Source organism: Maribacter sp. 1_MG-2023 (assembly GCF_030547005.1).
Classification (GTDB): domain Bacteria; phylum Bacteroidota; class Bacteroidia; order Flavobacteriales; family Flavobacteriaceae; genus Maribacter.
The window spans coordinates 327,828-340,306 of the sequence record NZ_JAUOPN010000003.1 but is presented as its reverse complement, the minus strand read 5'-3'; the positions used below and the strand labels follow the sequence as shown (position 1 = coordinate 340,306).

13 protein-coding genes are annotated in these 12,479 nt (G+C 34.2%); 6 read left to right on the top strand and 7 right to left on the bottom strand.

The window, feature by feature from the left end; translation table 11 throughout:
* Positions 1–771: 771 nt before the first annotated feature.
* The 4 genes from Q4500_RS06105 to Q4500_RS06090 all read right to left on the bottom strand — a co-directional run bounded on the left by Q4500_RS06105 (position 772) and on the right by Q4500_RS06090 (position 4,967).
* A complete protein-coding gene (locus Q4500_RS06105; protein ID WP_303598822.1) occupies positions 772–2,670 on the bottom strand; it encodes an amidophosphoribosyltransferase in 1,899 nt (632 codons plus the stop codon).
* A gap of 45 nt (positions 2,671–2,715) precedes the next feature.
* Positions 2,716–3,642: a PfkB family carbohydrate kinase gene (locus tag Q4500_RS06100; protein WP_303598821.1), complete on the bottom strand. Its 927-nt coding sequence runs from the start codon at positions 3,640–3,642 to the stop codon at positions 2,716–2,718.
* A 114-nt stretch (positions 3,643–3,756) separates the two neighbouring features.
* Positions 3,757–4,392: a ribonuclease H family protein gene (locus tag Q4500_RS06095; protein WP_303598820.1), complete on the bottom strand. Its 636-nt coding sequence runs from the start codon at positions 4,390–4,392 to the stop codon at positions 3,757–3,759.
* Positions 4,392–4,967 carry a phosphoribosylglycinamide formyltransferase gene (locus Q4500_RS06090; protein WP_303598819.1) on the bottom strand — a complete coding sequence of 192 codons (576 nt, stop codon included), beginning with the start codon at positions 4,965–4,967 and terminating at the stop codon, positions 4,392–4,394. The genes Q4500_RS06095 and Q4500_RS06090 overlap by 1 nt, the downstream gene beginning before the upstream one ends.
* Before the next feature lie 290 nt (positions 4,968–5,257).
* Between Q4500_RS06090 and Q4500_RS06085 the strand changes: the two genes are divergently transcribed.
* The 5 genes from Q4500_RS06085 (at position 5,258) to pyk (ending at position 9,616) form a co-directional block, all read left to right on the top strand.
* On the top strand, positions 5,258–5,491 hold the full coding sequence (locus tag Q4500_RS06085) for an acyl carrier protein (RefSeq protein ID WP_008269813.1): 234 nt from the start codon (positions 5,258–5,260) through the stop codon (positions 5,489–5,491).
* Between the two features lie 106 nt (positions 5,492–5,597).
* Positions 5,598–6,848: a beta-ketoacyl-ACP synthase II gene (fabF, locus tag Q4500_RS06080; RefSeq protein WP_303598818.1), complete on the top strand. Its 1,251-nt coding sequence runs from the start codon at positions 5,598–5,600 to the stop codon at positions 6,846–6,848.
* A gap of 8 nt (positions 6,849–6,856) precedes the next feature.
* Positions 6,857–7,591, top strand: coding sequence for a ribonuclease III (rnc, locus tag Q4500_RS06075; RefSeq protein ID WP_299325901.1), 735 nt, complete (start codon positions 6,857–6,859; stop codon positions 7,589–7,591).
* A gap of 115 nt (positions 7,592–7,706) precedes the next feature.
* The gene (locus Q4500_RS06070) at positions 7,707–8,171 is read left to right on the top strand and encodes an IPExxxVDY family protein (protein WP_299799005.1); all 465 of its coding nucleotides are present in this window, start codon (positions 7,707–7,709) and stop codon (positions 8,169–8,171) included.
* Between the two features lie 2 nt (positions 8,172–8,173).
* Positions 8,174–9,616 carry a pyruvate kinase gene (pyk, locus tag Q4500_RS06065; RefSeq protein ID WP_303598817.1) on the top strand — a complete coding sequence of 481 codons (1,443 nt, stop codon included), beginning with the start codon at positions 8,174–8,176 and terminating at the stop codon, positions 9,614–9,616.
* 75 nt (positions 9,617–9,691) lie between these two features.
* Here the strand turns inward: pyk and Q4500_RS06060 are convergent, their stop codons facing one another.
* The 3 genes from Q4500_RS06060 to dinB all read right to left on the bottom strand — a co-directional run bounded on the left by Q4500_RS06060 (position 9,692) and on the right by dinB (position 11,888).
* Entirely contained in the window at positions 9,692–10,216 is a 525-nt protein-coding gene (locus Q4500_RS06060) for a PAS domain-containing protein (protein WP_303598816.1), read from the bottom strand.
* 263 nt (positions 10,217–10,479) lie between these two features.
* On the bottom strand, positions 10,480–10,659 hold the full coding sequence (locus tag Q4500_RS06055; protein ID WP_368389727.1) for a hypothetical protein: 180 nt from the start codon (positions 10,657–10,659) through the stop codon (positions 10,480–10,482).
* A 125-nt stretch (positions 10,660–10,784) separates the two neighbouring features.
* Complete coding sequence (dinB, locus tag Q4500_RS06050; protein WP_303598815.1) at positions 10,785–11,888, bottom strand: DNA polymerase IV; 1,104 nt, start codon at positions 11,886–11,888, stop codon at positions 10,785–10,787.
* 52 nt (positions 11,889–11,940) lie between these two features.
* Here dinB and Q4500_RS06045 point away from each other — a divergent pair, with 52 nt between their 5' ends.
* Entirely contained in the window at positions 11,941–12,414 is a 474-nt protein-coding gene (locus Q4500_RS06045) for a CYTH domain-containing protein (RefSeq protein ID WP_303598814.1), read from the top strand.
* The last annotated feature ends 65 nt before the right edge of the window (positions 12,415–12,479 follow it).

The window sequence follows — 12,479 nt, the reverse complement described above, 5'->3', positions numbered from 1 at the left end:
AAAAGACGGAGCATTGCTCCGTCTTTTCCCCAAATCTTACCATGAACTTAACCTACTTATGCTATGGTTCTGTAAATATATAGGCATACGGGCTTTTATAAAAAGCTATTCGTTGTACGTCACAAACTTAGGTTGTACTACTAGAATTAAAAATTTAGGAAGATTTTGTGGTTATGAAGTTAGAAATGGATGTAAAATAAAAAGACGGAGCATTGCTCCGTCTTTTCCCCAAATCTTACCATGAACTTAACCTACTTATGCTATGGTTCTGTAAATGTATATGCATATGGGCTTTTATAAAAAGCTATTCGTTGTACGTCACAAACTTAAGTTGTAATGCTAGAATTGAAAGTTTAAGAAGATTTTGTGTGGTTGTGAAGTTAGAAATGGCTGTAAAATAAAAAGACGGAGCATTGCTCCGTCTTTTTCCCCAAATCTTACCATGAACTTAACCTACTTATGCTATGGTTCTGTAAATGTAATAGGCTTGTTAATGATTGTAAAAGGTATTGGCTGAAAGTCTCGTAATTACGTTAAAAAGAGCGTTGTGAAGAAACGGATTACAAAGTTGTAGTGTCCGAAATATTAGTACATAAAAAAGGTGGAGAAACCTCCACCTTTTTTGCCCCAAATCTTACCATGAACTTAACCTACTTATGCTATGGTAGCTCTAAAAGTAAAGCTGGTTAAGTCAAATCGACCATTCAGTCGTTAAAATACTTTATTCATCGATGAAATACATAAATAGAGTGCATTTCATCGATATATTATTTAATATGCGCGTTCGTTGTTGCCTTCATAAAAGTTTATAAAAGCCTTATTTACTACTCTATTTCCACCTGGTGTTGGATAGTTACCTGTAAAATACCAATCGCCTAGGTTTTTAGGGCAAGCCTCATGTAGGTTTTCAATGGTTTGGTAAATTATAGAAACTTCAGCGTTTATTCCCTCAGGACTAAGCAGCTCTCCTGTTTTCTTTGAAATTTGTTTCGCTGTAAAAGGAGCATAGAATTCTTTAACGTAATTAATTACGTCGTTATCATGACTATCGACCTGTGTCAAGCACTTTTTGTAAATATCTTCTACGATATGCATAGAGTTATTGTCTTCGTGTAAAGCTAAAGCTGCTTTGAAGGCTATAAAATCTTCTAGTTTTGCCATGTCAATACCATAACAATCTGGGTATCTAATTTGCGGTGCAGAAGACACTACGATAATTTTCTCAGGAGATAATCTATCTAATATTCTAAGAATACTCTTTTTAAGCGTAGTACCTCGAACAATACTATCATCTATAATAACTAGATTATCACCTTTTTTAACTGATCCATAAGAAATGTCATAGACGTGTGCTACAAGATCATCTCTACTGCTATCTTGAGTAATGAATGTTCTAAGTTTCGCATCTTTAATGGCAACTTTCTCTATTCTAGGGCGTACATCTAATATCTCATGTAGTTGTTCACCTGTAATACCTGTGCCTAAAGCTAGTATTTGCTCTTCCTTTTTCTTGTTCAGGTAATTTTGAGCTTCCTTAACCATTCCGTAGAAAGAAGTTTCGGCTGTATTTGGTATGTATGAGAAAACGGTATTTTTAATATCCTCGTTGATAGATTCTAATATTTGAGGGAATACCAACTTACCCAAAGCTTTACGCTCTTGGTAAATTTCTTTATCGCTACCTCTAGAGAAATAGATACGTTCAAAAGAACATGCCTTTCGCTCTTTAGGTTCTAGTATTTGTTTAATATCGCTTGTGCCATTCTTTTTAATAATGATAGCAGCACCTGGATCCAATTCTTTCACCTCTTCGTAAGGTACATTGAATACCGTTTGTATTGCCGGCCTTTCTGATGCTACTACGACAACTTCGTCATCTCTATAGTAGTATGCGGGTCTAATACCGCTTGGGTCTCTTAGTACAAAAGCATCACCATGACCAAGTAAACCGGCCATCGCATAACCACCATCAAAATTTTTGGCAGCCCTTCTTAATATTTTGTACACCTTTAAACGTTCGGCTATAAGTGGGGAAGCTTCTTGTTTGGTGTAACCTTCTTTTTTAATTTGCTTGTATAATTTAGCAACTGCATCATCTAGAAAATGACCTATCTTTTCCATTACGGTTACCGTATCAGCCATTTCTTTTGGGTGTTGCCCTAGCTGAATTAAATTATCGAACAGTTCATGAACATTGGTCATATTGAAGTTACCTGCGACAATAAGGTTACGGTGCATCCAATTGTTTTGTCTTAAAAATGGGTGAACACTTTCAATGCTATTTTTACCAAAAGTACCGTAACGCACATGGCCTAAAAGTAATTCTCCTATATAAGGTATGTGTTTTTTTTGCAAAGCAACATCATCTTCATACTCCGGATGCTCTTTAAGCTCAGAATTAATACGATCGTTAATTTGGGCAAAAATATCTTGTATAGGTTGTTGTTGGCATGAACGAACACGGCTCATATAACGTTCCCCTGCTTCCACATCTAATTTTATACTGGCAAAACCTGCACCATCTTGACCACGATTGTGCTGTTTTTCCATCATTAGATACATCTTATTTACACCATAAAATGCTGTTCCATACTTTTCCTTGTAATACTCTAAGGGTTTTAATAACCGTATTACAGAAATACCACACTCATGCTTAATTGCGTCACTCATTGTTTTTGGTATTAAAAAAGCCCCAAAAAATTTGAGGCTAGGGGATTATTGTAATTCTATATCAAACTGAGTCAGTCTTTTAAACTGATGCAGTCTCTCTCTAATTTCTTTACGATCTAAATCAATCATTCTTTCTGTTCCAAATTTCTCAACACTGAAAGAAGCTAAGTTAGATCCATGAATGATAGCTTTTTTCATATTTTCAAAAGAGCTGTCATTGGTTGCTGCCAGATATCCTGAAAAGCCACCGGCAAATGTATCACCAGCGCCTGTAGGATCAAATACTTCTTCTAAAGGTAATGCCGGTGCAAAGAAGATTTGGTCGTCATTAAATAATAAAGCCCCATGTTCCCCTTTTTTGATAACCACATATTTAGGACCCATGGTAAAAATCTTTTGCGCAGCTTTCACCAAAGAGTATTCACCAGTCAATTGTCTGGCTTCCTCATCGTTAATAGTTAATACATCTATATGTTTAATTACTTCCATTAAATCATTAAGCGCATTGTCCATCCAAAAATTCATGGTGTCCAATATGATTAATTTCGGTCGTTTTTTCATTTGGTTGATGACGCCTAATTGTACAATTGGGTGAAGATTGCCTAGCATTACTACATCGGCATCATTGTAATTTTCAGGCACAACGGGGTTGAAGTGTTCTAAAGTGTTTAGTTCTGTAGCTAACGTATCTCTAGAATTTAAATCGTTATGGTATTTGCCTTTCCAGAAGAACGTCTTGCCGCCTTTTACAATTTCTAATGCAGAAATGTCAATACCTCTATCGGTTAAAAGGTCTAGATATTCTTGTGGTAAATCATCACCAACTATAGATATAATGGCTGAATCAACCTCGAATTGAGATGCTGCTAATCCAATATAGGTAGCTGCGCCGCCCAAAATTTTATCTGTTTTGCCAAAAGGAGTTTCAATGGCGTCAAAAGCGACAGTACCTACTATTAAAAGCTTGCCCATAAAATTGTAAAAATTTAAGCTGCAAATATACGATTTTGAGGGGCTAATTAAAATGGTTTTTCAAATACAAATTGTAATAGTTATCAAAGGCGAATTGTTGATATAAAATGCAAATTATTTCCTACCAAAATCAGCAGGAATTTCTCCCCAAGCCTTCGTTTCCCATTTTACGATAACTGTAGTGTATTTATTTTTCTTTAACCAGTCTTCTGCTCTCGCTATAAGTTCAAAAAGGTTTTTGTTTTTGGCAGATGCTGTTAGTTTAGTATTGCATTTCTTTTTTCGTACCCAACTCATGGCAGTTCTAGAATCTGTATAGATGATACGATCACTATTACGCTCTTTCAAAAATGCTAGTCCGTGAACCAGAGCTAAAAACTCCCCAATATTATTGGTCCCTTGCGGAAAAGGACCTTGTTTAAATAATTTTTTACCCGTTTTAGTATCTACACCTTGGTATTCCATAACTCCGGGATTTCCACTAGAAGCTGCATCAACAGAAATAGAATGATAATTTGGTAAACCTATTTTTACCAGTTCTTCTTTAGATAAGGTAGAAGCTGTTTTTTTCTTTCCTTTGAAATCGGCATAATTACCATTGTAGGCTTTTTTGGCGACATCAAAAGATTCAAAAGATTTGTATTCTGCACCGGCATAGTTTGCAATAGATTTTTTGCATTCCTTCCAAGAATCGAAAATACCTGGCTTTTTGCCTTTCCAAACCACATAGAATTTTCCTTTTTTAGCCATTACTGTTTCGATAAAATTTCGTCAATAACTTTAGGGAAATACTCATATTCTAATTGGTGTACTTTAGATGCAATATCTTCGGCAGTATCGGTAATAGCTATAGATGCTTTTGCTTGTTTAATGATTGCGCCTTCATCGTATTGTGCATTTACATAATGTATGGTAATGCCAGTTTCGGTCTCTTTTTGTTCCTTAACGGCATTATGAACGTTCATGCCATACATGCCTCTGCCACCATACTTTGGTAATAATGCAGGATGAATATTTATGATTTGCTTTGGAAATGCATTCGTAATAGCTTCTGGTATTTTCCATAAAAACCCAGCTAATACTATAAGGTCTGGCTCTAGCGACTGCATCATATTTAAAATAAAGTCACTTTTAGAAAACGCTTGGCGGTTAAAGAACAAAGCGTTTATTTCAAGTCTATTGCACCGTTCTATGACTTTGGCATCGCTTTTGTTAGTTAATACACAGCATATAGTAACATCTTTGCGGAGTTTAAAATAGTTGGCAATGTTTTCAACATTAGATCCAGAACCTGAGGCAAAAAGAATAATTTTTTTGGTTTTCAATACAAATGGTCTTTTAAGAGAGCGAACAATAAAATTAAAGTTCTGCAAATAAAACAAATTTAAAGCTTGTCAGAATTTAGAAAAAAACGATTATCATTTACAGTTCTAATTACCTCACTACTTTTCAATACCTTTTATCAACGTTACCGAAACAAAATATTAATGTGGTAAAATTACAGCACATGTATTTAATTTTATTAAATTACCATACATTTTAACGACAATTAGTGTAATTAAACCAAAGTTTTTTATTTTTGCCTTCAATTTAAATTTTTAAAACAAATATTATTATGTCAGACATTGCATCAAGAGTTAAAGCTATCATCGTTGATAAATTAGGAGTTGATGAAAACGAAGTGGTAACCGAAGCTAGCTTTACTAACGATTTAGGCGCAGATTCATTAGACACGGTAGAGTTGATAATGGAGTTCGAAAAAGAATTTGATATCCAAATTCCAGACGATCAAGCTGAGAATATCGCAACTGTTGGTCAAGCGATCAGCTATATAGAAGAAGCGAAGTAAAGCATGTTTTCTTAAATAGAATTCAAATTATCCATGTGGTAAACACTCCGCATGGATAATTTTTTTTAATTTACGCTTGGTTTAGATTTAAACAAACAAAAGTTAAATGCAGTTAAAGCGAGTTGTAGTTACAGGTTTGGGGGCACTTACCCCAATTGGTAACAATATTGAAGAGTATTGGAATGCCTTGATTAACGGTAAAAGTGGATCGGCACCAATTACTTATTACGATACAGAAAAATTCAAAGTAAAGTTCGCGTGTGAGTTGAAGAACTACAAAACCGAAGATCACTTTGAAAGAAAAGAAGGGCGTAAGCTAGATAGATTTGCACAATATGCACTTGTATCTTCTGACGAAGCTATTCTTGATTCTAAATTGGATTTAGAAAAACTTGATAAATTTCGTGTTGGTGTTATTTGGGGAGCAGGAATCGGAGGATTGGAAACTTTTCAGAACGAAGTCATGAATTTTGCTAATGGTGATGGTACACCAAGATTCAATCCATTCTTTATACCAAAGATGATTGCAGATATTGCACCAGGAAACATTTCTATAAAACATGGTTTTATGGGACCTAACTATACAACAGTTTCAGCATGTGCCTCTTCGGCAAATGCAATGATAGATGCCTTGAACTATATACGTTTAGGTCATTGCGATGTCATCGTAACAGGTGGTAGTGAGGCGGCCGTAACTATTGCAGGTATGGGTGGTTTCGGGGCAATGCACGCATTATCAACAAGAAATGATAGTCCAGAAACGGCTTCAAGACCTTTTGATGCAACTAGAGATGGTTTTGTTTTAGGTGAAGGAGCAGGGGCATTAGTTCTTGAAGAATATGAGCATGCAGTAGCCAGAGGAGCAAAAATTTATGCAGAAGTAGCAGGTGGTGGTATGACAAGTGATGCTTACCATATGACTGCACCACACCCAGATGGGGTAGGAGTAGTTAGAGTAATGCAAAACTGTTTAAAAGATGCAGGCCTATCAATTGAAGATGTAGATGCTATTAATACACATGGTACTTCTACACCTTTAGGTGATGTTGCAGAGCTTAAGGCAATTACCAAAGTATTTGGTGAACATGCAAAAGATATAAATATAAATTCTACCAAGTCTATGACCGGTCACCTATTAGGAGCAGCCGGAGCTATTGAAGCAATTGCATCGATTTTGGCAATGGAACATGGTATAGTGCCACCAACTATTAACCATACTACGGTAGATGAGAATATAGATCCTAGTTTAAACCTTACATTGAACAAAGCTCAAAAACGACATGTAAAAGTTGCTATGAGTAACACATTTGGTTTTGGTGGGCACAATGCATGTGTGGTTTTTAAAAAAATTGATTAATTAGTTTTATGTCATTTCCCACAAACTTATTTAATTCCCATCCAAAAGAGGATGGGGATTTTTTTTTGGGAATAACCAAGATTTTAGGTTTTAAGCCAAAAACATTATCTTTTTATAAAAAGGCCTTTCTACACAGGTCAATGAATATAAAAGATGAAAAGGGTAATGCTATGAATTACGAACGGCTAGAATTCTTAGGTGATTCTATGCTAGGCACTATAATATCTAAGCATCTTTACAGTGAAGTTCCAGAAGGTGACGAAGGTTACCTTACTAAAATGCGATCTAAAATTGTTAGTAGGGAGCATTTAAATGAACTGGGTAAAGATTTGGGTTTAATTAATTATGTAGAAAGTAGAATACCTAAATCGCACTTTGGTCAAAATATACATGGTAATGTATTTGAAGCTTTAGTAGGTGCAATTTACCTTGATCGTGGTTATAAATATTGCGAAAAATTTATTTACAAAAGAGTAGTAGAACCCTATGTTGATATTGAGCAACTAGAAGGTAGGGTCATTAGTTATAAGAGTTTAGTAATCGAATGGTGTCAGAAGAAAAAGAAATCTTTCGATTTTGACGTATATGAAGATACTGGCAATGATCCATTAAAACATTTTGCCGTTAAACTTTCAATTGGCGGTAATGTTGTTGCAAAAGCTAGAGCAACTTCAAAGAAGAAAGCAGAAGAGAGAGCCTCAAAAAGAGCTTTTTTTGCTTTGCAGGATAAGATGGAAAATTAATCATTTCCCAAAATGATAAAAAGCTAACATTTTATTAACTTTTAATGTGTTTTTATCAATTTATCTAACTAGGCTTTATAGCTTAGAAGTTCTATATTTACCGTTTTGTTGAAGTATGGCTACGACTTATAAAATAAATGATGATTTTTATGATGAATCTTTTAGCCTTATAGCTTTACACACTACCTTAGAAGATTTTGCTTTAGCCTACGGATTAAACGAAAGTGTTAAGTCAAAATTTGTAAGAGCAAAAAAGAATTTTATTCTTGCTGAAAATAAATCGTTTCCCATTTTTGAATGGGAAGATGAGTATAATGATATGTATTGGGTGTTAATCGCCAATCATAGTAGTGAAAAAGAGCTCATTGTACGAGACGATTTATTTAAGAACGAAACAACATATAAGACACCTCGGCTCATACCTGAGTATAAGGATGTTGACTATCTATTAAAAATAGAAACTGAAAAGGATTTTGATATAAATTCCTTAATAAAGAACATATTAATGTTGCCTAGGGTTATGGCAGCTTATGAAATAAGTACAGACAAACTAAAATCAAAGAACAATCTAATTTTTTAAATATGCCAACTGTAAAAAAGACGAAAATTGTTGCCACCTTAGGGCCTGCAACTAGTAAGAAAGAGGTACTCAGGAGCATGATTGATGCGGGAGTAGATGTATTCAGAATAAATTTTTCTCATGCCGATTACGATGATGTTAAAGAGCGTGTAAAAATGATACGTGAGTTAAATGATGAAATGGATACGTACACATCTATTTTAGCAGATTTACAAGGACCTAAATTGCGTGTAGGCGTAATGGCCGGTGACGTTGTAGTTAGCCCGGGTGATGAAATAACATTTGTAACTGGTGAGCCTTTTGAAGGTTCTGCAGAACGTGTTTACATGAATTACAAAGAATTTCCTAGAGATGTAAAAGCTGGGGAGCGTATTCTTTTAGATGATGGTAAACTTATGTTCGAAGTAGTAACAACTAATGGAGATGATGAGGTTTTAGCCAAGGTAATACAAGGTGGACCATTGAAATCTAAAAAGGGTGTTAACTTACCGAATACTAATATTTCTTTACCTGCACTTACAAAAAAGGATATTGCAGATGCCGAATTTGCTATTTCTTTAGAGGTAGATTGGATCGCGCTTTCTTTTGTTCGTTTTAGTCAAGATTTAATTGACTTACAGAACATCATCAATAAGCACTCAGATCATAAAATTCCGATTATTGCTAAAATTGAAAAGCCAGAGGCAGTTGAAAATATCGATAAGATTGTTGCTTATTGTGACGGTTTAATGGTTGCTCGTGGAGATTTAGGTGTTGAAGTTCCTGCTCATGAAGTGCCATTAATTCAAAAGCAATTGGTTTTAAAGGCTAAGAAAGCAAGAATACCGGTAATTATTGCTACCCAAATGATGGAGACAATGATTACTAGCCTTACACCAACAAGAGCAGAAGTAAATGATGTAGCAAACTCTGTTATGGATGGTGCTGATGCAGTAATGTTATCTGGTGAAACTTCTGTTGGTAATTACCCAGTACAGGTTATTGAAAAAATGGCAAGTATTTTAGAGAGCGTTGAAGGTTCAGATTTAATACATGTACCGCATGATCCACCACATATTCGTACGAAAAGATTTATTACTAAATCTATTTGCTATCATGCAGCTACAATGGCAAATGATATTAAAGCGAAGGCAATTTCTACATTAACGAATAGTGGGTATACCGCTTTTCAAATTTCTGCATGGAGACCTAGTGCACATATTTTGGTGTTTACATCGAACAAAAGAATACTTACGCAGTTAAATTTATTATGGGGCGTAAAAGCTTTTTACTATGATAAATTTGTGTCTACAGATGATACTATTGATGATGTAAACCGTATAGCTTTCAATAAAGGATATTTGGCAATAGGCGATATGATTATTAGCCTTGCTGCAATGCCTATTAAAGATAAAGGAATGGTAAATACATTAAGAGTTAGTGAAATAGAATCAGGTGATATATAGTCTTATTTAGAATATATAATACAATAAAAAGGGTCGCTAATTAGCGACCCTTTTTTTATGCTTTAACAAGAACAGTTAAGCAACTTCTTTTTCAAAGGCGATAAAATTAACGACATCACCTTTGTTGTCAAAAATAGGTTCTCCTTGTATCCAACACTTATAAGTAGATCCATCTTTTCTATAGTTGACTACAGTGACCTCAAATGGTTTCTTTTCTTTTACAGCATCAGATACGACCTTTAATGTAGACTTAGAGGTCAAATTACCCTGAAACATTTTAGGACTTTTACCTATTATTTCTTCAGGATGGTATTGACTCATATTCCACATGTTTTTGGTAGCAAAAACAATGTTTAATTTGGCGTCAGTTACGACTATAACATTCTTATCTACTTTTAATTTAGTATCGAGAATGTCGGTATCGATATTCCAAGAATTGGTAGTAACCAAACTTAATAAAGTAACAGCATCTTCTTCGGTTTGTTTTATTTCTTCATAATTAGAAGCATAAAAATCCCAAGAGAGAATAGGTAACATAGTAAAGTCTAGACTTTTTCTAAACTTGATTACGGCGTTATCGTAATCTTTTAAATCTATCATACTGTGTAGTTTAGAGTAATAATTAAAATTTCTTTTTCATAGCAATTTGTTATAAAGCTAAAATTTTACTTTTAACAGTTATAATTTTTAGAGAGGATTAGCATAAATGTTTAAGTGTTCGTTGGTTATACTTTAAAATGTGATTAAAAAAGTTGAACACAAAAGAGGTGATTTTTACTAAAAAAACAGCTAAAACAATAAAAAAACCCTAATAGAAATTACTCCTATTAGGGTTAAAAAAATCATTTTTACTTATAACAATACTAGTTCCACCCGCCACCTAAGGTTTGATATACATTTACTCTGGCCATTAATTGGTCTTTTTTTGTTTCAACCAAATCCATTTTAGATTCAAGAGCTTCACGTTGTGTTAGCAATACTTCGATGTATTCAATTCTTGCCGACTGAAATAATCGTGTAGACAAATCAATAGGTTCTGTCAATGCCTTTACTTGGTTTTCTTTAGTGTATAACTTTGCCTCAGGTTTTTCATTTTAGACAATAAAACTATCATAGCCAATAATATTTATGATTATTGGTTTAAAGAGAGAAAATGAACGATGATTAATTAGAAATCGAATTTTAATTGAACTAAAATTGATTTATCGTCAATTTTTTTAACCGTCTTGTCTTCTGTATTTAAATTAGATAAGGAGATTCCTAGAAGTCTAACAGAGTTTTGTAACTCTTCTTGATATAAAAGATCTTTTGCAGTTTCTAAAATTAGATCTTTATCTGATATAAAATAAGGCATAGTTTTACTTCTGGTATTCAAGGTAAAATCACTGTATTTTATTTTTAACGTAATTGTTTTACCGGCTACCTTAGATTTTGTTAATCTTCTTTCTAGTTCTTGGGCAATATGTTCTAGGCGTTCTAGCATAAAAACCTCGCTACTTAGGTTTTCGTTAAAGGTTCTTTCTGCACCAACAGATTTAGGTATGCGGTGAGGTTTAACTTCGTTATTATGTATACCACGTACCACATGATAATAATAAGGACCACTCTTGCCAAAGTTTTCTGCTAAAAATTCTATTGATTTGTTTTTTAAATCGTTTCCGGTAAAAATGCCAAGCTTGTACATTTTTTCGGCAGTAACTTTACCAACACCGTAGAACTTTCTAATATCTAATTCTTCTAAAAAAGGGATGACCTCTTCTGGGTTCACTGTTTTTTGTCCGTTTGGCTTATTGATATCACTTGCAATTTTGGCAATAAATTTATTGATAGAAATACCTGCGGATGCATTCAACCCCGTTTTTTCTAAAATACGTTGCCGAATTTCAGTGGCGAGCATAGTAGCCGATGGGTTTCCTTTTTTATTAATAGTAACATCGAGATAAGCTTCATCAAGAGATAAGGGTTCAACCAGATCAGTGTATTCAAAAAATATAGAACGTATAATTTTCGAAATCTCTTTATACCGTTCAAATCTGGGTTTTACGAAGGTTAACTGCGGACAGTTTTTTTTAGCCATAAATCCGCTCATGGCGCTACGAACACCAAATTTTCTGGCTTCATAATTTGCTGCGGACACTACACCTCTTTTTTCACTACCACCTACTGCCAAAGGTTTTCCCTTTAAGTCAGGATTATCCAGTTCTTCTACAGATGCATAAAACGCATCCATATCAACATGAATAATTTTTCGAAGAGGCATTTCATTGGGCATAAGCAAATTTAAGACTTATCTTAGTTTTTGGATAGTAGTTTTAACCATTCATATGATAGAAATAGAACGTAAATTTTTGGTGAAATCTGACGATTATAAATCTGAAGCAGCATCTAAAACACGTATTGTTCAAGGTTTTTTAAATACCGACCCTAATAGAACGGTGCGAGTTAGAATTAAGGGTGATTTAGGTTTCATAACCGTTAAGGGTAAATCAAATGAAACAGGAACTTCTCGTTTTGAATGGGAAAAAGAAATTTCTGTTGAAGAAGCCGAAAGTCTATTGAAATTATGTGAAAAAGGAATTCTGAACAAAACCAGGTATGAAATTACTATTGGAAATCACGTTTATGAAGTTGATGAATTCTATGATGATAATGAAGGCTTAACCGTTGCTGAAATTGAATTAAACGATGAGAATGAATCTTTTCAAAAACCTGCTTGGTTAGGCATTGAGGTAACCGGAGAGGTTAAATATTATAACTCTCAAATCAGTAAAAATCCTTTTAAGAATTGGAAAGATTAGGTGGTCTTTTAATCCCCTGTAAGGGCACAATAATTAAATGCTCTAATAATTCTTCGTTACTATAG

What these genes read in the sequence shown, in the direction of transcription:
- Q4500_RS06105 (WP_303598822.1), bottom strand. Translation starts at nt 2,670, where the DNA reads ATGAGTGACGCAATTAAGCATGAGTGTGGTATTTCTGTAATACGGTTA.
- Q4500_RS06100 (WP_303598821.1), bottom strand. Translation starts at nt 3,642, where the DNA reads ATGGGCAAGCTTTTAATAGTAGGTACTGTCGCTTTTGACGCCATTGAA.
- Q4500_RS06095 (WP_303598820.1), bottom strand. Translation starts at nt 4,392, where the DNA reads ATGGCTAAAAAAGGAAAATTCTATGTGGTTTGGAAAGGCAAAAAGCCA.
- Q4500_RS06085 (WP_008269813.1), top strand. Translation starts at nt 5,258, where the DNA reads ATGTCAGACATTGCATCAAGAGTTAAAGCTATCATCGTTGATAAATTA.
- fabF (WP_303598818.1), top strand. Translation starts at nt 5,598, where the DNA reads ATGCAGTTAAAGCGAGTTGTAGTTACAGGTTTGGGGGCACTTACCCCA.
- rnc (WP_299325901.1), top strand. Translation starts at nt 6,857, where the DNA reads ATGTCATTTCCCACAAACTTATTTAATTCCCATCCAAAAGAGGATGGG.
- Q4500_RS06070 (WP_299799005.1), top strand. Translation starts at nt 7,707, where the DNA reads ATGGCTACGACTTATAAAATAAATGATGATTTTTATGATGAATCTTTT.
- pyk (WP_303598817.1), top strand. Translation starts at nt 8,174, where the DNA reads ATGCCAACTGTAAAAAAGACGAAAATTGTTGCCACCTTAGGGCCTGCA.
- Q4500_RS06060 (WP_303598816.1), bottom strand. Translation starts at nt 10,216, where the DNA reads ATGATAGATTTAAAAGATTACGATAACGCCGTAATCAAGTTTAGAAAA.
- dinB (WP_303598815.1), bottom strand. Translation starts at nt 11,888, where the DNA reads ATGCCCAATGAAATGCCTCTTCGAAAAATTATTCATGTTGATATGGAT.
- Q4500_RS06045 (WP_303598814.1), top strand. Translation starts at nt 11,941, where the DNA reads ATGATAGAAATAGAACGTAAATTTTTGGTGAAATCTGACGATTATAAA.